The 24,818-nt window shown below is 68.2% G+C and carries 17 protein-coding genes; 2 read left to right on the forward strand and 15 right to left on the reverse strand.

Going from position 1 to position 24,818, the window contains the following annotated elements:
- Window positions 1-35 precede the first annotated feature (35 nt).
- Window positions 36-377 carry a hypothetical protein gene (locus V6B97_RS17395; RefSeq protein WP_434755028.1) on the forward strand — a complete coding sequence of 114 codons (342 nt, stop codon included), beginning with the start codon at window positions 36-38 and terminating at the stop codon, window positions 375-377.
- Window positions 378-619: 242 nt separating this feature from the next.
- On the opposite strand, the gene V6B97_RS03980 is transcribed toward V6B97_RS17395, so the two are convergent.
- From V6B97_RS03980 to V6B97_RS04045, 14 genes are all read right to left on the reverse strand, one after another.
- Window positions 620-1,564: a hypothetical protein gene (locus V6B97_RS03980; protein WP_333505201.1), complete on the reverse strand. Its 945-nt coding sequence runs from the start codon at window positions 1,562-1,564 to the stop codon at window positions 620-622.
- Window positions 1,543-2,841 carry a L,D-transpeptidase family protein gene (locus V6B97_RS03985; RefSeq protein ID WP_333505202.1) on the reverse strand — a complete coding sequence of 433 codons (1,299 nt, stop codon included), beginning with the start codon at window positions 2,839-2,841 and terminating at the stop codon, window positions 1,543-1,545. Before V6B97_RS03985 ends, V6B97_RS03980 begins: the two co-directional genes overlap by 22 nt.
- 262 nt (window positions 2,842-3,103) lie before the next feature.
- On the reverse strand, window positions 3,104-3,664 hold the full coding sequence (gene pyrE / locus V6B97_RS03990; RefSeq protein ID WP_333505203.1) for an orotate phosphoribosyltransferase: 561 nt from the start codon (window positions 3,662-3,664) through the stop codon (window positions 3,104-3,106).
- Window positions 3,665-3,738: 74 nt separating this feature from the next.
- Window positions 3,739-5,037, reverse strand: a complete 1,299-nt coding sequence (gene purB, locus V6B97_RS03995; protein WP_333505204.1) for an adenylosuccinate lyase — start codon at window positions 5,035-5,037, stop codon at window positions 3,739-3,741.
- A 181-nt stretch (window positions 5,038-5,218) separates the two neighbouring features.
- Window positions 5,219-5,635, reverse strand: coding sequence for an FmdB family zinc ribbon protein (locus V6B97_RS04000; RefSeq protein ID WP_333505205.1), 417 nt, complete (start codon window positions 5,633-5,635; stop codon window positions 5,219-5,221).
- A gap of 599 nt (window positions 5,636-6,234) precedes the next feature.
- Window positions 6,235-7,083 carry an ATP-dependent sacrificial sulfur transferase LarE gene (locus tag V6B97_RS04005; protein ID WP_333505206.1) on the reverse strand — a complete coding sequence of 283 codons (849 nt, stop codon included), beginning with the start codon at window positions 7,081-7,083 and terminating at the stop codon, window positions 6,235-6,237.
- A 298-nt stretch (window positions 7,084-7,381) separates the two neighbouring features.
- Window positions 7,382-8,554: a homocysteine biosynthesis protein gene (locus V6B97_RS04010; protein ID WP_333505207.1), complete on the reverse strand. Its 1,173-nt coding sequence runs from the start codon at window positions 8,552-8,554 to the stop codon at window positions 7,382-7,384.
- Between the two features lie 167 nt (window positions 8,555-8,721).
- Window positions 8,722-10,086 carry a tetratricopeptide repeat protein gene (locus V6B97_RS04015; RefSeq protein WP_333505208.1) on the reverse strand — a complete coding sequence of 455 codons (1,365 nt, stop codon included), beginning with the start codon at window positions 10,084-10,086 and terminating at the stop codon, window positions 8,722-8,724.
- A 235-nt stretch (window positions 10,087-10,321) separates the two neighbouring features.
- Window positions 10,322-11,071, reverse strand: coding sequence for a 2,3-diphosphoglycerate-dependent phosphoglycerate mutase (gpmA, locus tag V6B97_RS04020; RefSeq protein ID WP_333505209.1), 750 nt, complete (start codon window positions 11,069-11,071; stop codon window positions 10,322-10,324).
- A gap of 75 nt (window positions 11,072-11,146) precedes the next feature.
- Window positions 11,147-12,640: a sigma-54-dependent transcriptional regulator gene (locus V6B97_RS04025; protein ID WP_333505210.1), complete on the reverse strand. Its 1,494-nt coding sequence runs from the start codon at window positions 12,638-12,640 to the stop codon at window positions 11,147-11,149.
- A 34-nt stretch (window positions 12,641-12,674) separates the two neighbouring features.
- A complete protein-coding gene (locus V6B97_RS04030; protein WP_333505211.1) occupies window positions 12,675-14,246 on the reverse strand; it encodes an HD domain-containing phosphohydrolase in 1,572 nt (523 codons plus the stop codon).
- 87 nt (window positions 14,247-14,333) lie between these two features.
- Complete coding sequence (locus V6B97_RS04035) at window positions 14,334-15,284, reverse strand: TIGR01777 family oxidoreductase (RefSeq protein WP_333505212.1); 951 nt, start codon at window positions 15,282-15,284, stop codon at window positions 14,334-14,336.
- 101 nt (window positions 15,285-15,385) lie between these two features.
- Complete coding sequence (locus V6B97_RS04040) at window positions 15,386-17,770, reverse strand: sensor histidine kinase (RefSeq protein ID WP_333505213.1); 2,385 nt, start codon at window positions 17,768-17,770, stop codon at window positions 15,386-15,388.
- A gap of 14 nt (window positions 17,771-17,784) precedes the next feature.
- A complete protein-coding gene (locus V6B97_RS04045) occupies window positions 17,785-18,453 on the reverse strand; it encodes a DUF4390 domain-containing protein (RefSeq protein ID WP_333505214.1) in 669 nt (222 codons plus the stop codon).
- Between the two features lie 584 nt (window positions 18,454-19,037).
- Here V6B97_RS04045 and V6B97_RS04050 point away from each other — a divergent pair.
- Complete coding sequence (locus V6B97_RS04050) at window positions 19,038-19,430, forward strand: helix-turn-helix domain-containing protein (RefSeq protein ID WP_333505215.1); 393 nt, start codon at window positions 19,038-19,040, stop codon at window positions 19,428-19,430.
- Between the two features lie 1,029 nt (window positions 19,431-20,459).
- Here V6B97_RS04050 and rpoC read toward each other — a convergent pair.
- Window positions 20,460-24,617, reverse strand: a complete 4,158-nt coding sequence (gene rpoC / locus V6B97_RS04055; protein WP_333505216.1) for a DNA-directed RNA polymerase subunit beta' — start codon at window positions 24,615-24,617, stop codon at window positions 20,460-20,462.
- Between the last annotated feature and the right edge of the window lie 201 nt (window positions 24,618-24,818).

Raw genomic sequence — 24,818 nt, forward strand, 5'->3', positions numbered from 1 at the left:
AACCCGGAACCGCCCACGGTTCCACCCGTGACCCCGTGATCCTGAACGCCACCCAGCTCGAAGCCATCCGCCAGCGCAACGACGAGGAATTGCGCCGGGGCGCGCACGCCACGCCGGGCTACCCGGCGCACACCGTGCGCGACCTGTTGCAGACCGTGGAGGCGTTGAAGAAGGAGAAGAAGAAGTGGCAGCGCCTGGCGCAGGAACGCGGCCAGGCCCTGGACACGGTGCGCGAAGTGCTGGACGCGGTGCGCCCGGCGGAAGGGCGCAACGGCAACGGGCATGGGGAACCGGGGTTCCGCGACCGGGACGCCGAGCCCGGCGCCCGCCAGCCGCTGGTGGGGCCGGACGGCGGGGACGCCCCCCTGCGGGAGTGACCCGCACGGGCCGCAACACGCATACGGAATGAAGATGATGGCCGCCCGGCATGCCCCGCGCATGCCGGGCGGTCGTGCGTCCGGCGGGGGCAGGGCTCGCGTGGCCGCGCACGCGATGGCGCGGGTACGGAAAACCGGGGCGGCACGCGCCACGGCCGGAAACGCAAACGGCCGCCAGGAGGGCGGCCGATGGACAGATGCGGGAATGCGGGCGGGGGCCCGACAGGCGGACTGTAGGCGGACTATTTTTCGGGCGCGGGCACGGGGTATTGTTCGCGGTAGATGATCCGGCCTTCGGCTTCCAGTTCCACCACCAGGGTCTGCACGTCGGTGGGGGCCACCCCTTCGGGCAGCGGGGCCGAGGTGACGATCTTCTTGAAGCGCGAGATCTGGAAGCGGGTGGTGTCCGGTTCCACCTTCAGGGGCAGGGTGCGCCCGTCGGCGGCCTGCACGGACAGCATGGCCTGGCCGGTCAGCTGCTTCTTGGGGTCCGGGTTGGTCAGGTCGAAGCTGATGCGCAGCCGTTTGCCCGACCCGTGGCGCACGGCCAGGTTGTCCACGCGGGCCTCGCCGGTGCTCAGGGCCTCGCGCGCCTCGCCGGGGGTGTCGGCCACGGCGGCGGCCACGGCTTGGCTGGCCGCGTCGGGCACGCGGGCGTCGGCCCCGTTTGGGGAGACGGGAGAGGCGGGAGAAGCGGGTTGGGCGGGGGCCGCGTCGGCGGTGCCGCCCCCCGGCTGGCCGGATATCTGGGGGGACGTCTGGGCGGATGTCTGGCCGGGGGCGGCCACCACCCCGTCGCCCGCGCCGTTGGTGTCGCCGGATTTGGCGGGGGTCGGGGCGGGAGCGGGGGGCGAGGCCAGGGCCGCGCTGCCCAGCAGGGCGCGCAGTTCCTCGGGGTCGCTGCCGCGCAGCAGGGATTCGAGGTTGGAAAGGCGCTCCAGTTCCACCCGCGCTTCCTTCAACTCGCGGTCCAGGGACTGGTTCTGGCCCACCAGCGCCCGGTTGGCCTGCCAGAACGAGAAACCGGCCCACACCCCGAAGGCCGCCAGCAGCGGCAGCAGCACCAGCGAAATGGTGAGCAGCCGCAGGGCCAGGGGGCTCACGCGCAGGCGACGCACGCGGCAGTCGTCGCGCATGAGCAGCAGGCTGTATTTCTCGTCGGTCATCATCGGGCGGCGGGACTCCATTCTTCCTTGACGATTTCCCAGCCCTGGCCGTCCTGGCGCAGCAGCAGGGTCTTCACGCCCCGGTCGGAGTAGCCGGTGGCGTCGCGGTAGTCCTGGGTCATGTCGGCGCGCACGCCGCCGGCCACGGCCTCTATGCGCAGGCCCTTCAACTGGACCCTGGCGGGCTTGGCCTTGCGCCACAGTTCCTGCTTCTGCTGGCGGATGGACGATGCGCCCTTGCGCGGGGCCTGTTCGGCGTCGTTGGCGTAGCAGGCGATGTAGCCCTTCACGTCGCCGCGTTCCCACGCCTTGCGCCACTTTTCGACGAAGGCGGTGACCTGCGGCGATACCGTTTCAAGATAGTTGGCTTCCATGCCCACGTCGGCGGGCACCCATTCCATGCCCACGATGCGGTACTCGCCCTTTCTGTCGGGCTGCCAATACAGGCGGCGGATGCCTTCGGTGGTCATGTTGGGGGCGCGGTAGTACTGGTTGAACCAGGTCACCCAGTAGCCGGGGCCCTGCATCACCTGCACGTCGGAAACGGAGGTCTGGATCCACGCCAGTTGCTTGAACAGGCGTTCCTTCTGGCCCCGGAACGCGGCGAACGATTCGTCCTGCGCGGCGGTGTAGGCGTCGGCGTCGTAATAGTCGAACATGGCGGGCGAGCGCGAGCCCCACGCCCTGGCCCAGCCCTTGACCTTGTCCTCCAGCTTGCGCGCGGTGGCCTTGTCCTCCCTGGAGGGGGAGGCGTCGGTGCCCACGTCGCCCGCCACGGCCACGGCGGTGCCGGGCGCGAACAGCTTGCCGGCCCTGTCGATGTCCGCGCGGTTCAGGGCGATGCAGCCCTTGGTCTCGCGCGGGACGATGTCGTGCCCCTTGCTGTGGATCCAGATGCCGGAACCGGTCTTGCGGCGCAGCTTGTCCACGGGGTTGGGGTAGTTCAGGGTGTAGGCGATGCCGCCGTACATCTCCATGTCCAGCCCGGCGGACAGCCTGTTGACCACGAAGTAGATGCCTTCGGGGGTCTTCAGGTCGCCGGCGGTCTGCTTGTCGCCCGCGGCCTGCCCGGTGGTGCAGACGTAGCTGGCGGCCAGCTTGAGCGGGCTGTGGCGTTCGTAGATGTGCAGCTTCTGGTCTTCCTTGTCCACGGCCACCAGGCGGCGCGGCGTGCCGGGGTCGTCCGGGATGCGCACGCGCCAGCCGTCGGCGGCGGCGGAAAGGGGACAGAAAAGGGAAAGCAGCAGGGCAGCGGCGGGCAGCAGGCGGTGGAGGGTGCGGATGGTGCTTCGATGCATCTCGGTGCGCGGGCTGTGCGCCCCGTGCGGGGGCGCGGTGATCCGTCGGGACGGCGGATATGCTGCGTGCCCCCCTGGGAACGACCGGCGGCCGCCGTGGTGGCGCGGTGCCGGTGGGGGCTGGCCGCCGGGGCCTTTCGCTGTTCTGCCGGAACTGCCGGTGTGGACCGGGCTGGCCGGGTTGTCTGGACATGGGCTGGACATGAACCGGACATGAGCCGGACGCGCCGGATGCGCCGGACGCCCCGGGCGGAAAATCCGTCTAGGAGCGGGCGGCTTCCACCAGTTCCTTGCGGGTGAAGATGGAGATCAGGTCGTACCCCGCATCCCTGATGGCCTGGCGGCCGCCTTCCTCGCGGTCGAGCACGGTGCACACGGCCACGATGCGCAGGCCGGCGGCCTGCACCCGTTCGCAAGCCTTTAGCAGGGAACCGCCAGTGGTGACAACGTCTTCCAGCATGGCCACCGGGTCGCCGGGGGCGAAGTTGGCAAGGCCCTCCACGTACTGGTCGGTGCCGTGCCCCTTGGGCTGCTTGCGCACGATGAAGCCCGCCAGCGGGCGGCCCCGCTCGTGCGAGATGACCGTGGTGGCGGAAATCAGCGGGTCGGCGCCCAGGGTCATGCCGCCCACGCCCACCACCGGCACGTCGCGCAAAAGATCGTTGAACAGCGAGCCGATGAGCCATGAGCCCTCGGCGTGCAGGGCGGTCTGCTTGCAGTCGAAGTAGTAGTCGCTCTTGCGGCCCGAGGTAAGGGTGAAATCGCCCTCACGATATGATTTTTCCACAAGCAGGCGGGCCAGGCGGATGCGAAGGTCGTTCATGGATATCCTTGGTGGTGGCGGGTGGGCATGGCGCCGGAATCCGGCAGGGCCGGAGCCGGGCGGCCGCGCGGACCTCAACTGCGGCCGAACACCCGCTGGAAGATCAGGTTTTCGTGGCGCAGATAGTAGCCGGGATCAAACAGTTCATCAAGGACGGAAGGGGCGAGGCGCGCGGCGATGTCCGCGTCGGCCCGCACCATGTCCGGGAAGGGCTTTCTGGTTTCCCAGCTCTGCATGGCGCAGCGCTGCACCATCACGTAGGCCTCCTGGCGGGCCATGCCCGATTCCACCAGGGCCAGCAGCACGCGCTGCGAGTAGTACAGCCCGTACGAACCGGCCAGGTTGCGGTCCATGTTCCCGGGGATCACCCGCAGGTTGGACAGCAGGCCCGACAGGCGGTGCAGCACGTAGTCCATGAGGATGGTGGAGTCGGGCATGATCACCCGTTCCACCGAGGAATGGCTGATGTCGCGTTCGTGCCACAGGGCCATGTTTTCCATGGCGGCCAGCGAGTTGGAGCGGATCAGGCGCGAAAGGCCGGTCATGTTCTCGGCCGAGATGGGGTTCTTCTTGTGCGGCATGGCCGACGAGCCCTTCTGCCCCTTGGCGAAGCCTTCCTCGGCCTCCAGCACTTCGGTGCGTTGCAGGTGGCGCAGTTCCACGCACAACCGTTCCACGCCGCCGGCGGCCAGGGCCAGCGCGGTGAAGAAGTGGGCGTGCCTGTCGCGCTGGATGACCTGGGTGGAGATGGGGTCCACCGCCAGGCCCAGGATTTCGCAGGCAATGGCCTCCACGCGGGGGTCGAGCATGGCGTAGGTGCCCACGGCGCCGGAAATCTTGCCCACGCGCACGCTGGCGAGCCCGTCGCGGAAGCGGGCCACGTGGCGCTGGAACTCGGCGTGGAAGCCCGCCATCTTCAGGCCGAAGCTGGTGGGTTCGGCGTGGATGCCGTGGGTGCGGCCCATGCACAGGCGGCCCTTGTTGGCGAGGGCCAGGGTTTCCAGGGTTCCCAGCAGCCGTTCGAAGCCCTTGAGGATCAGTTCGCCGGCCTGGGCCAGCAACAGGCCGTTGGCCGTGTCCACGATGTCCGACGAGGTGCAGCCCAGGTGGATGAACCGGGCCGAGGGACCCACCTTTTCTTCCAGGGCGGTGAGGAAGGCGATGACGTCGTGGCGGGTTTCCTGTTCGATCTCCAGGATGCGGTCCACGTCGAAGTCGGCCTTTTCGCGGATGGCGCGCATGTCGTCCGCGCCGATGACGCCCAGGCGGTGCCAAGCCTCGCACACGGCCAGTTCCACGTCCAGCCAGGCGCGGAAGCGGTTTTCGAGGGTCCAGATGCGGGCCATCTCGGGGCGGGAATAACGGTCGATCATCGCGGCTTCCTTGCTGGTGCTGTGCTGGTGCGGTTGCATGGGGCCGCCGGGGCGGCCGGAATGTCCGTTGTCGGCGTGCGGCGTGCGACGCCGGGGGCGCTCCAACGGCGTGCGGTGACGCGCGGCGCGGGCCGTGCCCCGGTCGTGAAAAGGGGCAGCCTTGCTGGCTGCCCCGGTGTTGCTACGAGCCCGTGGCCGACGCGGCGGCGCAGCCGCCCGACGGGGCGGCCGAGGCACACTTGGCCGGGCTTTCACCCGACGACGCGGCCGTACTCGACGCGGCGCCGTTGTCCGGGCTGCCGCCCGATCCGTTAGACCCGCCCGATCCATTGGACCCGCCGGAACCATTGGATCCATTGGACCCGGCATCGCCGGCAGAGGCTTCCGCCCCCGTCCCGGCATGCGAATCGGCGGACGAGCGGTTGCCGTAGTCGGTGACGTACCAGCCCCCGCCCTTGAGCACGAAGCTGGTGTTGGAGACGATGCGGTCGGCGCGGCCGCCGCACACCGGACAGGAGCGGGGGGCTTCGTCGAAGGTCTTCAGCCATTCCTCGAAGATCTGCTCGCAGTCGCTGCAACGATATTCGTAGATGGGCATGCTACCCTCCTTGCAGAACCTACGCGTGATGCACGAGCCTAAACAGCGTCGTACGCGTTTGTCAAACGGGAAGGCCATGCGATGGAGCACGGGCGGCATGCACGGCGGCGTGGCGCCGTGCGGCGGGCGGGGCGTGGTCACCGCCATGCCCGCTGCCTGGTGCTGCATGCATGGCGAGGTATATGTTCCGGATGCTGCATGAACCGCCACGGCGTCCCGGTGCATGCCGCTTGCAATGCGGCGGGCAGGCGCGGGCACGTGGGGCGGGCCGCACCGCAGGAAGCACACGCGCCTCGGGCGACGCGCCACCATGGGCACGTTGCGCGAAGCGCGGGGCGTTCTTGCGGCGGAACGAAAAACCTGGATGCCTAGGACTTGGCGGCGGCCTTCGCTTCGCGCACGCGCTGCTTCAGGCGCTTTTCGCGGCGCTGGCGGCGACGGTCCAGTTCCTTCTTGCGTTCGATCTTCTTGTGGGCCATGGGACTCCTCCGTGAAATCGCGTGAGATAAGAGGGACCACCTACCGCGAACCACGGGTTTTGTCCAGTGCTGCGCGGCCGGGACATGCGGCCGGGGCAGGGCATGCGGACAGGCGGGGCGTCAGCGGTCGAAGTAGCCGCTCACCGGGCCGCCCGTGTCGATGGCGGCATCGCCGAAGCCGTGCCGGGCCAGCACCCGCAGCAGGTCGTCGCGCCTGCCGTCGCCCGCCGGTTCCACGCGCTCCGCGTGCGCCGGGCCGATTTGCAGGCGGGGCGGCGCGTCCGGCGCAAGGCGCAGGCGGAAGTCCCACAGGCCAAGGTCTTCCAGTGCGCCTTCGGCGGCGGCCAGCCGGGCCAGGGTGGCCGCGTCGGGCCGCATGCCGTAGGCCAGCCGGGTGAGCAGGCAGGGCCGGGCGGCCTGGTCCGGGCGGTCCATGCCGGTGCGCGCGGCCAGGGCGCGGATGTCGGCCTTGGACAGGCCCGCCTCGGCCAGGGGCGAACGGACGGCCAGTTCGCGCAGGGCGCGCAGGCCGGGACGGTGGGCGGTCAGGTCGTCGGCGTTGGTGCCGTCGCACAGGGGCAGGGGCGCGGCCTGGGCGAGCAGGGCGGTGAAGGCCGCATGCTTGCAGTGGTAGCAGCGGTCGCGGTCGCCCGCCGCGATGGCCGGGATGGTCAGCGGGTCCAGCGCCACGGTGATGAAGGCGGCCCCGCGCGACGTGGCCCAGCGGCGGGCCTCCGCCGTTTCGCGGGGGGGCATGTGCGGGCCGGTGACGTGCAGGGCGGTGACGCGGCACCCGGCGAGCAGCGCGGCATGGGTCAGGAAGCGGCTGTCCAGCCCGCCGGACAGGGCCACGGCCAGTTCCGGCATGGCGGCCAGCATGTCCCGCAGGATGTGGGGCAGGACGTCGGGCCGGGCGTCCGGCCGGGCGTCGGGGGCGGTGTCGGGGCGTGGGGTGTGGGTGGTGGTCATGCGGCGTGCCTGGGGGATAGGATGGCTTGGGCAAGGCAGAAGGTAGTGCTTCCACGCCGCGCGGCAAGCCCTTGCGAGGCCGGAAAACGAAACCCGCCGGATGCGCGTCGTTGGCGCGCACCCGGCGGGCTGTTCAGTTCGTATGCGTAACTAGGGGGGTGTCTCCAAAGCAGGCATTTCGTCCGTTGGCAAGGAAAACGAGCCTGCCATGAGGGAGTATACTCTTATCGTATTCGACCGACATGGCAGGCGAAGTTTGACGTAGCCAACGGGCGAAAGGGCAATTTGGAGGCAGCCCCTAGGCGGAAGGCAGCAACTCCACCGGCTCCGTGAGCAGGAATTCGCCCTTCTCGATCCACGACTTCAGGATGTCGGCCACTTCCAGCGACAGCGGGTAGCTGGTCATGGGCACGGTTTCCACCTTCTTGCCCATAATTTCCACCTCGCCGCTCTTCAGGTCTTCGTAGGTCACGTGCTGGATGATGCGCGGCAGGCAGTTGGGGTAGTCGTGCCCGTAGTCCTTGACCGGCATCTGGATGTCGCTGTCGTCCACGCCGGTGAACCAGGCGATTTCCTCGTTCAGGATGGGGATGGGAATGCCCACGCCCACCGCCAGCGAGCAGCCGTAGCCCAGGAAGGACAGGCCGCGCAGGAAGCGCGCGTTCATGCCCTTCAGGTCGCCCTTCAGCATCAGGGTGCCCGAGGGGGTCAGCGGCAGGCCGCGTTCGTTGCGCTTGGGCGCCGCCACGTGCTGCGTGCCCGCCCCGATGACGTACCCCGTGCCGCCGCCCAGGAATATCCTGGTGCCGAGGCCGATGGTGCGGAACAACGGGTCGTTGAACAGCGGCGAGATGCGGCCCGCCGTGGCGAAGTTGACGTTGCGCAGGTTGGGCTTCAGCGGGCCCATGTACGTGTAGATGATGCGGCTCGTCAGGTTCACGGCCGCGTTGTAGTTCTGGTAGCAGTTGCGCGGGTTCAGCAGGTGCGCGTAGGGCAGTTCGGCCAGGGTGATCTTCTTGTCCAGCGACTTGCGCGGGTAGCAGTCGGTGCCGTAGGCATCCGCCCGCAGGTGCACGGCCTTGCCGCGCACCAGGTCTTCGATGACGTGCCCGCCGCCGTACTTGAACCGGCCGGGGTAGACCTTGTTCAGGGGGTCGTCCTCGGTGGGTTCGGTGGCGCCCAGGTAGGCGTCCACGGCCGCCAGGCCCGCATAGGCGGGGACGTCGTTCATCCAGACCTTGGCGGTCTTGAGGGTGGGCGGATCCTGCTGGCCGATGTTGAAGAGCAGCCCGGAGGAGCACATGGGCGAGAACGTTCCGGTGGTGACGACGTCGATTTCACGGGCGGCCTTTTCCTTGCCCATTCGACGGACGGCCTCGGTCATCTCCTCGGCATTCAGAACCACGGCCTTGCCCTGGCGGATGCGCTCGTTGATTTCCGCGATCGTCTTGTTCACCTTGAAACTCGCCATCTTGCTATCCTCCGTTGGTGGCGCGGTGCGCCGTTTCAGTAAATCAGGATATCAGCATATGGAAAAGCAGTCCGGATTGCAACCCGCAAAAAGGGGGACCCTTGCAGGCCCCCCATGAAATCGGTGGATCGATCCGTGGGTCGAACGCGGATTGACCGGGCAATCCATCAGGATGATTGCCCCAATCGTGCCAGGGCCTGCCGCGCGAGGTCGAAATCCGGGTCCATCTCCAGCGCCACGCGCAGGCAGCGTTCGGCATAGTCGCGCCCGCCCGCCCGCATGAACACCAGGCCCATGTTGAAGGCGATGGTCTTGTCGCGCCGGGGCAGTTCCGGGTTGATGGTCATGGCCTTCAGCATGTTGGCGCGCGCATCGCGGAATTCCTTGCCCTCGGCGAAGGCCATGGACATGTTGTAGTACAGGTTTTCGTCGTCCGGCGCGATGCGCAGGGCCTTCTGGTATTCGATGGTCGCCTCGCGCCACTTGCCCTGCTTGCGCAGGGCGATGCCCAGGCGGTTGAAGGTGCCCAGGTCCCCCCGGTCCAGCATGTCGCCCTTGGCGTCCAGGGCCTTGCGCAGGAAGCGTTCCGCCCGTTCCGGGTCGCGCTCGCTGTAGATGCTGGCGATGCGTTCGGAAATGTCGCCGATGTAGGCCATGGCCTCGCGCGTGGCCTGGGTGACGGCCAGTTCGAAAAGTTCCTCGGCCTTTTCCTGGTTGCCCATCTCCACGTGGATTTCGCCCATGTCCACCTTGCGTTCCACGTTGAGGGGCGAGAGACGGTCCAGCTTTTCCAGGTATCCCAGCTGGGCTTCGCTGTCGCCGATCTGCTTGTTCAGGTCGGCCAGCTTCTTCAGCGGTTCCAGGTACAGGTCGGCGTTGCGGCTGGCCTCTTCGAAGCATTCGCGGGCGCGGTCCATCTTGCCCAGCGCCTGGTAGGCGTCGCCCATGACCAGCAGCCCGGCGGCGCTGTTGGGCTTCAGTTCCAGTATCTTGCGGCACACCTTCAGGGCGCTTTCGTGCGAGCCCTGCTGCACCATGGCCCGCGCCGTGTCGATGAGCTGGCCCAGCTTGCCCTGCGGCTTGATGGTGAAGGCGATCTTCTCGATAAGCGTGTTCACCGAGATGGGCTTGCTGATGAAGTTGTCCGCGCCGATTTCGTGCAGCAGCACCAGGCGCTGCCGCTCCGTCTCGCCGGTGAGGATGATGATCTTCACGTCCGAGTAGGCGTTCTTGACCTGCCGGACCAGGATGCCGGTGTCGCGGCCTTCCAGCATGCGCTCCATGAACACCAGCACGTTCTTCTTGCGCAGGGAGACGTCGCGGATGGACTTGATGATGTAGTCCGTATTGGTGACCACCGAGAGGGCATCCGTGGCAATGGCGAGATGTTTGGCCACCGTGTTGCGCAGCAGGGAGATGAAGTTCTGGTCGTCGCTCACCACGAGAAAGTAGCCTTTCTTCTCGTTGATGAACTCGACGACGGTGCTCTCGTACTGCTTCTGCTTGAGCTTGAGGTTGATGTTGCTCGCCATGCGTGCTCCTTGCGGCATGCTTCCCCCCGCCGAGGGCGCTGGCCTGTGAGTGTGTCTTCGCGCCGTGCGCGGTGTGGAACGGTAGGTACGCGTGCGGGGCTTGTCAATGTAAGCGATGGGCGAGGATGGCCCGCCGGAATGCTCCGCCCGCAAGCATGGCACGGTCTGCGGGACGTGGCGAGCCGTGCGCGCCCGCTCCCCGCGCGGTCGACGCCCGTTCCTTCCGTTGCGCCCGCTACTTCCGCGCCGCGCCCTGCGCCGCCACGGCCCTGGCCTTGGCCTCGGCCACGGCCGGGTCGCCAAGGTACCGGTGGCCCAGCGGGCGCAGCCGGGCGTCCAGGGTGTAGACCAGCGGCAGCCCGGTGGGGATGTTCAGTTTGGTGACGGCCTCCGGGGTCATGCCGTCCAGGTGCATGACCAAGGCGCGCAGGCTGTTGCCGTGCGCCGTCACCAGCACCCGCCGCCCGGCCAGCACCTGCGGCGCGATGACGTCGTGCCAGTAGGGCAGCACGCGGGCCACGGTCTCCTTCAGGCTTTCGCTGGCGGGCAGCACGTCGGGCGCGAGGTCCGCGTAGCGGGCGTCCCCGGCCGGATTGCGTGGGGCGTCGGCGGGCAGGGGAGGGGGCGGGATGTCGTAGCTGCGCCGCCATTGGAACACCTGGTCCTCGCCGAAGCGGGCGGCGGTTTCCGCCTTGTCCAGCCCCTGCAAGGCGCCGTAGTGGCGCTCGTTGAGCCGCCAGTGCTTGTGCACCGGCAGCCAGCACAGCCCCATCTCGTGCTGCACGATGTACAGGGTGCGGATGGCCCGGGTGAGCACCGAGGTGTGGCAGACGTCGAAGGTCAGCCCTTCGTCCGCCAGCAGGCGGGCGGCGTCGCGGGCCTCCTGCTCGCCCTCGGGCGAAAGGTCCACGTCGGTCCAGCCGGTGAAGCGGTTTTCCAGGTTCCACGCGCTTTGTCCGTGACGCAGAAGTACCAGCGTGTGCATGTTGCCTCCCGTCTGTGCCCGATGTGGCCGGTGTGGACGGAGCCGCCGCCGTGCGTGCCCGTGGCGGGAGCCCGGTCAGTCGGCCGTCTGGATGTTGTAGCCCTTCAGCTTGCGGTACAGGTGGCTGCGCTCGATGCCCACGGCCTCGGCCAGCCGGGTGACGTTGCCGCCGCACTCCGCAAGGCGCGCGGCAAGGTAGTGCGCCTCGAAGGCGGCGCGGGCCGCCTTCAGGTCCATGCCGGGGGCCAGCAGCGCGGCCATGTCGGGCAGGTGGTCCCCCCCGGAAGACTGGTCCGGTGACTGGTCCGGTGAATGGCCTGGCCCGGCTGCCGCCCCGGCGGCGCACGCGGTCCCGGCTCCCGCCCCGCCTCCCGCGACTCCGCCCACGCCCGCGCCCCGGCGGGGCAGGAATTCCGGGGGCAGCATGGCCCGCGTCACTTCCAGCCCGGCGTGCAGGATGAGCATGCGTTCCACGAAGTTGCGCAGTTCGCGCACGTTGCCGGGCCACGGGTAGCGCGCCAGCGCCTCCATGGCGTCGGGCGCGAAGGTGGCCGGGCGCACGCCGTAGTCGCGGGCCAGGCGCTGGGCGAACAGGTCGATGAGCAGGGGCACGTCGCCCTCGCGCTCGCGCAGGGGGGGCAGCAGCAGGGGGAACACCCGCAGCCGGTAGTACAGGTCTTCACGGAAGGTCCCGGCGGCGATTTCGTCCTCCAGGTTCTTGTTGGTGGCGGCGATGACCCGCACGTCCACGCGCATGGTGCGGTGGCCGCCCACCCGTTCGAACTGCTGCTCCTGCAGGATGCGCAGGATCTTGGCCTGGGTCTTCAGGCTCATGTCGCCGATCTCGTCCAGGAACAGCGTGCCCTTGTGGGCCATTTCGAACTTGCCCGCCTTGGCCGCGTCCGCCCCGGTGAAGGCGCCCTTCTCGTGCCCGAACAGCTCGCTTTCGATGAGTTCTTCCGGTATGGCCGCGCAGTTCACGGCCACCAGCGGCCGGCTGGCCCGGCGGCTGCCCGCGTGGATGGCCCGGGCCGCCAGTTCCTTGCCGGTGCCGTTCTCTCCGGTGATGAGCACCCAGGCGTCGGTGGGAGCTACCCGGGCGATCTGGCCGCGCAGGGTTTCCATCACCGGCGAGCGGCCGTTCATCTCGTCGGCGTGGGCCGTGGGCAGGCTGTCGCGCAGGGCTTCGTTCTCGCGGCGCAGGTCGCCGTATTCCAGGGCGCGTTGCGCGGCGATGAGCACCTTTTCCAGCGACAGCGGCTTTTCGATGAAGTCGTGCGCGCCCTTGCGGATGGCGTTGACCGCCGTCTCGATGGTGCCGTGCCCGGAAATCATGATCACCGGCAGGCCGGGGCGCTGGGCGTGCAGCTGGTCGAGCACGGCCAGGCCGTCCATGCCGGGCATCCAGATGTCCAGGAACACCAGGTCGGGGGTCTCGCGGGCCAGCAGGGCCAGGCCGTCCTCGCCGCTGGGGGCTTCGAGCACCTCGAAGCCCTCGTCTTCGAGGATGCCGCGCAGGGAGAAGCGGATGCCGTCTTCGTCGTCGATGATCAGGATGCGGGCGTGCATGGCGTGTCCGGTGGCGGGTTCGGGAAGGTTGCGGTCAGGAAAGGATGAAGCCGTCGTGGAACAGGCTGACGCACACGTCCACCATGTTGCGGTCGTAGCGAGTGCCGCGCCCGGCCGCTATCTCGGCCAGGGCGGGGCCCAGCCCCAGCGAGGCGCGGTACGGCCGGTGCGAGGACATGGCCTCCACCACGTCGGCCACGGCCAGGATGCGCGCCTCCGGCAGGATGGACTCGCCGGAAAGGCCCTCGGGGTAGCCGGAACCGTCCAGCCGTTCGTGGTGCTGCAACACGATCTGGGCCACCGGCCACGGGAATTCGATTTCCTTCAGGATGTCGTAGCCCACCTGGCTGTGGGTGCGCATGATGCCCATTTCCAGGTCCGTCAGGCGGGTAGGCTTGGCCAGTATTTCCGCAGGGATGTGGATCTTTCCGATGTCGTGCAGCATGCCTGCCACGCGCAGTCCTTCCAGCCGTTCGCCGGAAAGGCCCACCCGCACGGCCATGGCGTGGGCCAGTTCCGCCACGCGCGACTGGTGCCCGGCCGTGTACGGGTCGCGCTTTTCCGATGCGGTGGCCAGGGCGGAAACGGTCTGGCGCAGGGTGCGGCGCAGGTCTTCCACGCTGCGGCGCAAGGCCTCTTCCGACTGGCGGCGTTCGGTGATGTCGCGGAACACCAGCACCGTGCCCACGCGGCGTCCGTCCGGGTCGGCCAGGGGCGAGGCGCTCATCTCCACGGGGTGGGCCGCGCCGTCGGGACCGTGCACGAAGGCTTCGGTCATGGCCGATTGACCTGCGGGGGCCGATTGCCCTGCGGGGGCGGACTGGATCGGGGAAGTCGGCTGGATCGGGAGGGCGGGCCGCGCGGCGGGTGGCGTCGGCGACAGGTGTGACAGGTACGGCTGGTGCGACAGGTGTGACGGGGGGGAGAAGGAAGAGGCGGCGAAGCCGAAGCCTGTCCCGGTGGCCTGCGCCGTCTGCGCCGTCTGCGCGAGTTGGGGCATCTGGCCCAGCAGGTCGTTGGGGTCCTGGAGGCGGTGGCCGCCATCGGGCCGGATGTCCACGTGCTCGGCGAAATGGCGGTCGATGCAGGCGTGGTGGTCCGCGCCGGTCATGGCTTCGGCGCTGGCGTTGATGTAGGTGATGCGGCCGTGGCGGTCCACGGTGAGCACCGCGTCGGCGATGGAGCGCAGGGTGGTGGCGAACCAGCGTTCCTTGCGCCGGGTTTCGTGGTCCATCTGGTGCTTGTACAGGGCCATCTCGATGGACGTGCGCAGGTCGCGGTCCTCGAAGGGCTTCAGCAGGTACCCGAACGGCTCGGTGATCTTGGCGCGTTGCAGGGTTTCCGGGTCCTCGTGCGAGGTCATGTAGATGACGGGCACGGCATGGTGGGCCAGGATGCGCCCGGCGGCGTCGATGCCGTCCATGCCCTGGCCGAGCACGATGTCCATCAGCACGAGGTCGGGCTTTTCGTCCCGGGCCTTTTCCACGGCCTCCTCGCCGCTGGTGGCCAGCACCGGCTCGCCGTAGCCGAGCGAGCGCAGCCGTCGGCGCATGTCCAGCGCCGAAACGGCCTCGTCCTCGACCAGCAGTATCTTGCAATATGCCATGCCCGCTCCGGAGCGTTGGTGTGTCGTCCCCGCGCGGCGGGCTCCGGCCCGGTGCGGGGTATGGTTCCGCGCGGGGGCGCGGGTGCGTCAGGCGGCCAGCAGGTCCGCCAGGGCCGCGTCCAGCGTGGGGAACCGGAATGCATGGCCGGAGTCGGCCAGCCGGTCCGGCGGGGCCACCTGCCCGGCCAGCAGGGCTTCTTCCGCCAGTCCGCCCAGGGCCATCCGCAGGGCGAAGGCGGGCGCGGACGGCGCGGGCAGCCAGGCCGGGCGGCCCACGGCGCGGTTCAGCGCCGCCGCGAATCCGGCGTTGTCCACGGCCTGCGGCGCGGCAAGGTTGTACGGGCCGAAGCAGGACGGGGTGTCCAGCAGATGCAGGATGGCCCCCACCTCGTCCGCCAGGTGAATCCACGAAAAAGGCTGCCTGCCGCTGCCCAGCGGGCCGCCCAGCCAGGCCCGGAACGCGGGCAGCATGCGCGCCAGCGCGCCGCCGGCCCCCAGCACCACCCCGCTGCGGATGATGCAGCGGCGCACGCCCATGGCCTGCGCGGGGGCGGACGACGCCTCCCACCGGGCGCAGGTTTCCGCCAGGAATCCGGCCCCCGGCGGGTCGCCCTCGCCGCAGCGCGGCGCGGCGGCCATGTCGGGCCAGCAGCCATAATACCCCACCGCCGACGCCTGCACCAGCACCGCCGGAAGCCCCGCGCCGTTCATGGCCCCCAGCGCCGCGGCCACGGCCTGCCCGGCCGCCACGCGGCTGTCCACGATGCGCGCCTTGCGCTCCGGCGTCCAGCGGCCGCCCGCGATGTTTTCGCCCACCAGGTTGACCACCGCATGGACGCCCTCCAGCAGGCGGATAAGCGGTTCCGGGTCGCGCCCGTTCCACGTGGCGGTGCTGAAGCCCCCCGCGTTTCCCGCACCGGGCGTACCTGGCGCACGCGGCGCGCGAGAGGGCACGGTGACGGCATCGCCGCGCGCCAGCAGGGCGCGGGTGAGGGCCGAGCCGATGAATCCCGTTCCACCAAGGATGACGACGTGCATGCGGGAACTCCCGTGGCGTGTGGCCGGATTGCACTGACCCCGCCGGGCCGCGAAAGGGAAAGGCGCCCCGCGCGGCACAGGGGGCGCCGGTATATATTCCCTTATGCCACAGGAAGCTCGACGGTGACAACGGTGCCGCTGCCGGGGGCGCCTCTGCCGGGGGTACCGCTTCCGGCAGCCGCACCGGCCATGCCCGGCACATGGGACGGATCGGGCGCGGAGGGCGCGGCGGGGGCGGCGTGGGCGCGCACGTAGCCGCGATGGTCCGACACCACCGACTTGACGATGGTCAGGCCAAGGCCGGTGCCGCCCTTCTTGCGCGAGAAATAGGGCTCGAACAGGCGCGAACGTTCCTCGGGCGTGAGGCCGGGACCATTGTCGGCCACGTCCACCCGCACCAGGTTGAGGGCCGTGTTGTGCACGGCGGTGATGGTCACCGCGCCGTCAGCGCGCCCCTGCAACACTTCCGCCGCGTTGGTCAGGATGTTCAGGAAGGCCCGGTGCAGCGCTTCCTGGTCCATGGGCAGCACCGGCAGCGGCGCGGGGATGTCCAGCGTCCACGAGATGTTGCTGTGGCTGTTGCGGAACAGGGCGGTCAGTTCCTCCAGCAGCGGGGTGAGGTCGCCGGGCCGGGGGGTGACCTCCGGCAGCTTGGCGAAGGCGGAGAACTCCTCCACCATCTGTTGCAGGTGTTCCACCTGGCGCACGATGAGGTCGGTGCACTGGCCGAACACCGGGTCGCCCACCGCGTCGGCGAACTTGCGTTCCAGCCGCTGGGCCGAAAGCTTGATGGGGGTGAGCGGGTTCTTGATCTCGTGGGCGATGCGCCGGGCCACCTCGCGCCAGGCGGCCATGCGCTGCATGCGTTCCAGTTCGGTGATGTCCTCGAACACGGCCACCGCGCCCCGGTGCTCGCCCTCGGGCGTGGTCAGGCTGACGGCGGTGAGCAGCAGCTTCAGGGCGTGGTCGCCCTGGCCGGAGTCCACCTGGCTCTGCCAGCGGCGGCCGGGCCGCGCGCGCACTTCGTCCAGCATCTGGCGGTTCATGGCCGCGTCTTCGGGCGAAAGGTATTCGCGGGGGTCGCGGCCCACGATGTCGCCCGGCTCCACCCCGAACATGGCGCAGGCGGCGGCGTTGATGGTGGCCACCCGGTCGTCCGGGCCGAACGAGACCACCCCGGCGGCGATGTTGTCCAGCACCGTGGCGATGTACCGGCTGCGCTCGCCTATTTCCACGTTCTGCAGGGCCAGCATGTCGTTGGCGTCGGTGAGGCGGGTGCGGCTGACGGAAAGGTCCTCGGCCATGCGGTTGAACGAACGCACCAGCAGGCCCAGTTCGTCGGTGGCCGCGTCCTCCAGCCGGAAGGCAAGATCCCCGCGCGCGATGCGCTCCGTGCCTTCGGCCAGGGCCAGGATGGGCGCGGTGAGTTCCTTGGACAGCCGGAAGCCGAACCAGATGGACCCCAGGATGATCAGCACGCTGAGCACCGCCAGGATGAACAGGAACGAGACCTTCAGCGGTCGTTTCAGCGTCTTCAGCTTCTTGTACTCGTCAAAGCCCTGGGCGATGCGCTCCAGTTTCAGCATCACCCCCTCGCCGATGGATTCGGCCACCACCAGGTAGCCGGTGCGGCCGCCGTCCACGGCCAGCACGCCGAAGACGTAGTCCGCGCTTTCGCCCTTCCACAGCAGGGAAACGTACTGCTGCGCCGCCGCCTGGTCCCAGGCGATCTTGCGGCGCGCCTCCTTCCACGTGGGGGTCAGGTCCGCCGGGGCGTGCCAGTTCTGCTCCACCCGGCCGGGGGTGACCACCCCGGCCAGCGACAGGCCGTATTCCTTGCGCTTGCGCTCCAGCAGCGTGTCCATGGCCTGGCCGCCCCAGGTCAGGTGGCGGTCGGCGATCTCGGCCACGATGGATTCGCCGCGCGCGCGCAGCCGGTCGGCCGAGGCGGTGTAGAAGCTGCGCCCCACGTCCAGCGCGCTGTCCAGCGAGACCTCCACCTGGTTGTTGAACCAGTAGTCCACCGAGGTGCCCACCACCCGGTTGGAGGCCAGGAACATGATCACCGTGGGCACCAGCGACAGGGCCATGAAGGCCAGCACCAGCCGGGTGCGCAGGTGCGAGCCGAACACCCGGCGACGGCGTTCGAGGATCAGCTTCACCCCGTTGCGCAGCACGATGAACAGCACCACCAGCAGCAGGATGAAGTTGATGTTCAGCAGGACCAGGAAGATGTACGAATCGACGCCGAACAGGTTCAGTTCGACCCAGGTGGCCACCAGCATGGCCACCAGCACGCCCGCCGCCACGTAGATTTCGCGCTGGCGGCGCTTGCGTTCGCGGGTGTCCGTGGGGTTGACCCGGATGACGCGAGGAAAGGCGGGGTCGTCGTGCGGGTACCTGTCCGCAGGGTGCCCGTCATCCGGCCGCTGCCCGTCTGGAGGGCGGCCGGAGGGCTGGTCGGGCGTCACGGTGCGGCGGGCCATGGTGCGGCGGGGGGTCAGTAGGTGAAGTCCTGCGTGAAGGTCGCGTCGGGCACGACCTCCCAAGACCAGAAGAACAGGGTGCGCGAGAGCCAGGGCGGCACGTCGGTGTGGCGCAGGGACAGGCCCAGCGACACGCGGTGCGGTTCGCCCTTTTCCAGCGTGGAGATGGGGGCCAGGGGCAGCACCAGGCGTTTCCAGGTGGCCTCCAGCAGGCGGGAAAGGTTCTTGTCGCGCCAGGGTGACTCGCGGCCTTCCAGGCGCAGTTCGAACTCGCGGGTCAGGGTGTCGTGCCGCAGCACGCACGCGAAGACCTTTTCGGCCAGGGTCACGTCGGGCAGCACGCCCCGGCGGCGGGTGAGCGTGGCCGTGCCGCGCAGTTCCATTTCGGCGCCGTCCTTGAGCAGGTCGCGCAGGCCGTCGGGGTCGTCCACGCCCACGCCCAGGCGCAGCACCAGGGTGTCGTCGCGGGTTTCGATGGCGAAGGTGTCGAGCACGAACTGGCGCGGGGGCGCGGCCTGGGCCGGGTTGGCCGCGGGCAGCAGGAACAGGGCGAGCAGGATCAGCAGGACGAGCGGCGCGGCAAGGCCGCCGGACACGGGCCGGACGCCAGCGTCGAAGGGCCGGACCGGGGCGGGCCGGTGCGGCAGGGGGCGGAAACGGCGATGCTGGGAGTGCGGCGGCATTCGGTGTCCTTGTCTTGGATGCCCGCTCAAGGCACCACGTTTTCGCACAGCCGGGCAATGATGGCAAGACGGTGACAGGGGTTAGGGTGGGGGGGACGCTGCGCTGGGGGGCAGGGGTATCCCCCCTTGGGCGCTCTCCTGAACGTGTCCCCTTGGCATCCCCCCCCCCGACATCCCACCTGACATCCTGCCTGGCTCCCACCTGAAGCGTTCCCGTTCCCTTCCTTTTCCTTCCGCTTCTTTTTCGCTGTCGCGGCCATATCTCCCAACGGCTCCGGGCACTTGACGCCGCCCGTCCGGGTGCCGCATAGTGCGGGCGGGTGTACGTAGCACCTTTATCCACAGGCGGTCCGCCGCCGACACTGCGGGGTTGTGCATGCGCAAGCAGGCACGGCCGTCTTCATGCACGCGTGTCGGGAGTGCGGAGAATACAATACCCCGCAAGGGGGAATAATCCCACCGTCCTGTGGCGGCTACGAGCTCCCGGCAATTGCTCTTCCGGGAATCCTTTGCGGCCGGGCGTCCGTTCCTTCGGGCGTTCCGTGCTCCGGGCAGTTGCCAACCGCGCAATGCCGGAGCGTGCCATGAGCGAGATTCCTTCCTTTTACGGGCCAGATGCCAGGGCGCAACTGGCCCGTATCTTTGAGGCTACCGGGTGCCGGACGCTGGCCGCGCTGGCGGAACTGCTGGGCCTCAGGCTGTCCGCCATCGTCGAGGCCGGAAAGCACGGCCGTATCCCGGCGGACTGGCTGATACGGCTGTCGCGGCTGGGCATCAATACCTACTGGATCGTCACCGGCCTTGGGCCTGTCTTCGCCGAGCATGCGCCGGCCGCAAGGGAGAACGAGACCGAGGCCCGTCGACGGCCCGATGCCGGTGTCGTCCTGCGCGACATGCTGCGCTGCGTGCCCACGCAGGACCTGACCGAGGAACTGGACAGGCGGAAGGGGGCGGGGGGGCGCCGTCCGGCGGGGTGAAGGGGATGGGATATGTTGTGCCTTGTTGCACCCGGCTTCTACGAAGACAGTCGTGCCCTTTTGACCACGTTCGATTTCGTTATGCCCCCGGCGGGGTGATGAAAGGCTGCCGCGCGGTTGGCTGCGGCCTCTACGAATACACGTCAGCCACCAAGTCCACGCTCGATCTCGTTATGCCTCCGGCAGGCAGGGGGTGTTGTAACGAACACCCCCTGCACCCCCGCGTTCCAAGGGGCTCCGCCCCCTGGACCCCCGACGTATCACGCGCGGCGTCTCTTCGGCGGCAGCTTCCCTCCGGCGCTGGGCGCCTCCGGGCGATCTGCCGCCGGTGCCGCCAATGCGCACATGACTCCCGCAGGCATGGCAGAGCTTGGGTGCCTTTTACTCCACTCTTCTTGCGGCGCGCATCCGCGACGCCGGAGCTTCCGCCTCGCAAAGCCTCGGCGGCGATCTCCGGCTACGGATGCGTATCGCCGCACGGAGGTTTCCCGCGCTTAAGCGAAGGGGTTGCTTTTTTTGTTGAAACAGGCAGGCGACCGTGGAATTGATTCGGCTGCTCATCGACCGTGTTCCGCGCGTAGAAGCGTGTGACGCCGGGCCTTGACGGCGGCACATGCGTCGCAACGAGGGCGTGGGAGAGGCGCCCAAGCTCCGCCAAGCCAACGAGAGTCAGGCGCACATCGCATTCCGCCGGGCAGATCGCCCGGAGGCGCTTTGGCCGACGGGAAGCTGCCCGGCAAAGGAATGCGGTGCAGGATACGTTGGGGGTCCAGGGGTGGCGAAGCCCCCCTGGAGCGCGGGGATGCAAGGGGCCATCGCTTAATGGCCCCTTGCCCGCCGGAGGCATAACGAAATCGGGCGTGGTCAAAAGGGCACGACTGTCTTCGTAGAAGCCGGGTGCAACAAGGCACAACATATCCCCTCCCCTTCCCCCCTTACCATCGCACAACAAAACAGGGCCCCCGCCCGAAAGCGGAGGCCCTGTCTTCTCTTCTTTTTCTTCTTTCTCTTCCCAGCCTGCGGCAACCCCTAGAAAATATCCACCAGCAGCGGATTCTCTTCCAGGTCTTCCAGGAACTTGTCCGGGCGTTCCTTCTGTTCCGGCACGGAGATGTCGGAATGCACGTACTCGCGGTAGCCGGTCCCGGCGGGGATCAGGCGGCCGACGATGACGTTTTCCTTCAGGCCGCGCAGGTAGTCCATCTTGCCGCGCAGGGACGCTTCGGTGAGCACCTTGGTGGTTTCCTGGAACGACGCCGCCGAGATGAACGACGAGGTGGTCAGCGAGGCCTGGGTGATGCCGAGCACCAGCGGTTCGGCCGTGGCCGGGGTGCGGCCTTCGCCCATGGCGCGGGTGTTTTCCTGGCGGAATTCGCCCTTGTCCACCTGTTCGCCCACCAGGAAGCTGGTGCCGCCCGGATCGAGCACGGTGATCTTGCGCAGCATCTGGCGCACGATGACCTCGATGTGCTTGTCGTCGATGCCCACGCCCTGGAAGCGGTACACTTCCTGGATTTCGTCCACCAGATAGCGGGCCAGGAACTTCTCGCCCTTGGTGCGCAGGATGTCGTGCAGTTCCGGATGGCCTTCGGTCAGCAGTTCCCCGGCTTCCACGAAGTCGCCGTCGGAAACGGTGATGTGCTTGCCCTTGGGCACCAGGTATTCCTTGGCCTCGCCCGTTTCGGGGGTGACCACCAGCTTGCGCTTGCCCTTGGTTTCGCCCGCGAAGGTGACCGTGCCGTCGATTTCGGACACCACGGCCATGTCTTTCGGCTTGCGCACCTCGAACAGCTCGGCCACGCGGGGCAGACCACCCACGATGTCCTTGGTCTTGGACGATTCACGCGGCTTGCGCGCGATGATGTCGCCGGCCTGCACTTCCTGCCCGGCCTTGACCATGATCAGCGCGCCCACGGGCAGCGAATACGTGGCGGGCAGGTTGCCGCCGCGCATCTTGGGTTCGCCGTTCTCGTCGCAGATGGAGATGGACGGGCGGAAGTTGGTGGTGCGGTATTCGATGATCGACTGCGTGGTCATGCGCGTCGCGTCGTCCATCTTTTCCTGGTAGGTCTTGCCCTCGATGATGTCGGTGAACTTGACCGTGCCTTCCACTTCCGAGACGAACGGCTCGTTGAACGGGTCCCATTCGGCCAGGACGACGCCCTTCTTGATCTCGGTGCCGTCGGTGACGTTCAGGCGCGAGCCGTTGGGCAGGATGTACTTTTCGCGTTCGCGGCCCTGGTCGTCCACGATGGCGATCTGGCCGCTCTTGCCGAGCACCATCATCTGGCCGTCACGGTTGCGCACGGCCTTCACGCGCGACAGGATCACCCGGCCGGGGTGCTGCGCCACGATGCTGGACCGCTCGATTTCGCGCGACGCGGTGCCGCCGATGTGGAACGTGCGCATGGTGAGCTGGGTGCCCGGTTCGCCGATGGACTGGGCCGCGATGATGCCCACGGTCTCGCCGATGTTGACGAGGTGGCCGCGCGCAAGGTCGCGCCCGTAGCAGCGGGCGCACACGCCGCGTTCGCTCTGGCAGGTCAGGGCCGAGCGGATGGTCACGGTGCTGATGCCCGCGGCCTCCAGGGTCTGGGCCACGTCCTCGTCGATCAGCGTGTTCTCGGGGAACAGCAGTTCGCGGGTTTCGGGGTCGAACACGGGGTACAGCAGCACGCGGCCCAGCACGCGGTCGGACAGGCGCACCTTGATGTCGCCGCCCTTGATGAAGTGGCCGATCTCGATGCCGTCCACGGTGCCGCAGTCAAGCTCGCTGACGATGACGTCCTGCACCACGTCCACCAGGCGGCGGGTGAGGTAGCCCGAGTTCGCCGTCTTCAGCGCGGTGTCGGCAAGGCCCTTGCGCGCGCCGTGGGTGGAGTTGAAGTACTGCAACACGTCGAGGCCCTCGCGGAAGCTCGAGGTGATGGGCGTTTCGATGATTTCGCCCGAGGGCTTGGCCATCAGGCCGCGCATGCCCGCAAGCTGGCGCATCTGGTCCTGGTTGCCTCGCGCGCCCGAGGTGGACATCATGTAGATCGGGTTGAAGCTGCTGTTGATCTCTTCCTTCCCGGTCCTGGGGTCCACGATGACCTCGTGCGAGATCTCCTTGGTCATCTCGTTGGAGATGTCCTGGGTGGCCTTGGTCCAGACGTCCACCACCTTGTTGTACTTTTCGGTACGGGTGATGATGCCGTCGCGGTACTGGCGCTCGATGTCGTCCACCTCGTTCTGCGAGGCTTCCAGCATGGCCTTCTTCTTGGACGGGATGCGCAGGTCCTTCACGCCGATGGTGATGCCCGCGCGCGTGGCGTATTCGTAGCCCACGTCCTTCAGGCGGTCGCACAGGATGACGGCGGCCTTGGTGCCCGCGTCACGGTAGGCGGCGCCCACCAGGCGGGCGATGTTCTTCTTGGTCAGGGTGCAGTTGACGAACTCGAAGCCGACGCCCCTGGGCAGCACTTCCCAGACCAGGATGCGGCCGGGGGTGGTCTCCACGGTATTGCCGTCCTCCATGCGCACCTTCACGCGCGCATGCAGCGAGACGGAGCCGGAATCGTAGGCCGCCACCACTTCCCACGGGGCGCAGAAGGCCATGCCCTCGCCCTTTTCGAACGAACGCTCCACGGTCATGTAGTACAGCCCGAGGACGATGTCCTGCGAGGGCACGATGACCGGCGAGCCGTTGGCCGGGGACAGGATGTTGTTGGTGCTCATCATGAGCACGCGGCATTCGATCTGCGCCTCGACCGAAAGGGGCACGTGCACGGCCATCTGGTCGCCGTCGAAGTCGGCGTTGTAGGCCGAGCAGACCAGCGGGTGCAGCTGGATGGCCTTGCCTTCCACCAGCAGCGGTTCGAAGGCCTGGATGCCCAGGCGGTGCAGGGTGGGGGCGCGGTTGAGCAGGATGGGGTACTCGCGCACCACCTCTTCCAGGATGTCCCACACCACCAGTTCCTCGCGCTCCACCATCTTCTTGGCGCTCTTGATGGTGGAGGCCAGACCTCTTTTCTCGAGTTCGGAATAGATGAAGGGCTTGAACAGCTCCAGGGCCATCTTCTTGGGCAGGCCGCACTGGTGCAGTTTCAGCTTGGGGCCGACCACGATGACCGAACGGCCGGAGTAGTCCACGCGCTTGCCCAGCAGGTTCTGGCGGAAGCGGCCCTGCTTGCCCTTGATCATGTCCGACAGCGACTTCAGCGGGCGGCCGTTGGTGCCGGTGATGGCGCGGCCGCGGCGGCCGTTGTCGAACAGGGCGTCAACGGCTTCCTGCAACATGCGCTTTTCGTTGCGGATGATGATGTCGGGCGCGCCCAGTTCCATCAGCCGCTTGAGGCGGTTGTTGCGGTTGATGACGCGGCGGTACAGGTCGTTGAGGTCCGAGGTGGCGAAGCGGCCGCCGTCCAGGGGGACCAGGGGGCGCAGTTCGGGCGGAATGACGGGGATGACTTCCATCACCATCCATTCCGGCTTGTTGGCCGATTCCAGGAACGCCTCGACGATCTTCAGGCGCTTGGTGAGCTTCTTCTTCTTGGTCTGCGACTTGGTGGCCTGTGATTCCTCGCGCAGCATGGCGCGCAGTTCCTCGAGGTTCAGCTCCTCCAGCAGGCTGCGCACGGCTTCCGCGCCCATGCCCACGGTCAGGGCGTCCTCGCCGTAGTGGTCGATGACCTGAAGGTACTGGTCCTCGGAGATGACCTGCATCTTGGCGAGGTTGGTGGAGCCCGGATCGAGCACGATGTACGAGTCGAAGTACAGCACCTTCTCGAGGTCGGCCATGGTCATGTCGAGCAGGGTGCCGATCTTCGAGGGCAGGGTCTTCAGGAACCAGATGTGCGCGACGGGCGCGGCCAGTTCGATGTGGCCCATGCGTTCGCGGCGCACCTTGGAGGCGATGACCTCGACCCCGCACTTTTCGCACACGATGCCGCGGTGCTTCATGCGCTTGTACTTGCCGCAGTTGCACTCGTAGTCCTTCACCGGCCCGAAGATCTTGGCGCAGAACAGGCCGTCCCGCTCGGGCTTGAAGGTGCGGTAGTTGATGGTCTCGGGCTTCTTCACCTCGCCGTACGACCATTCCCGGATGCTCTCCGGCGCGGCGATGGAGATCTGGATCGCCTTCAGGTTGCGGATGTTCGCGACGTTGGCCGACGAGCCCCGAACGGTGAACAGATCGTCTAAGGTCATATCGTGTTCCCTACCCGAAAAGGTTGTTTGCACGCCTTCGGTGAGCAGGGGGCTTTACCCCCTGCATCCCCACAAGGAGGCGGTGGCCCCCTTGACCCCTTTTTCGGCGCAGTTCGCGCTGCGCGCGGAATGCGCCGTGGGGGGCGGAGAAAACGTTGTGCGCAGACTTATGGAAAGTTTTGGGGGAGGGGTCCGGGGAGG

It is taken from the genome of Nitratidesulfovibrio sp. 1201_IL3209 (assembly GCF_036763125.1).
In the GTDB taxonomy this organism is placed as follows: Bacteria; Desulfobacterota; Desulfovibrionia; order Desulfovibrionales; family Desulfovibrionaceae; genus Cupidesulfovibrio.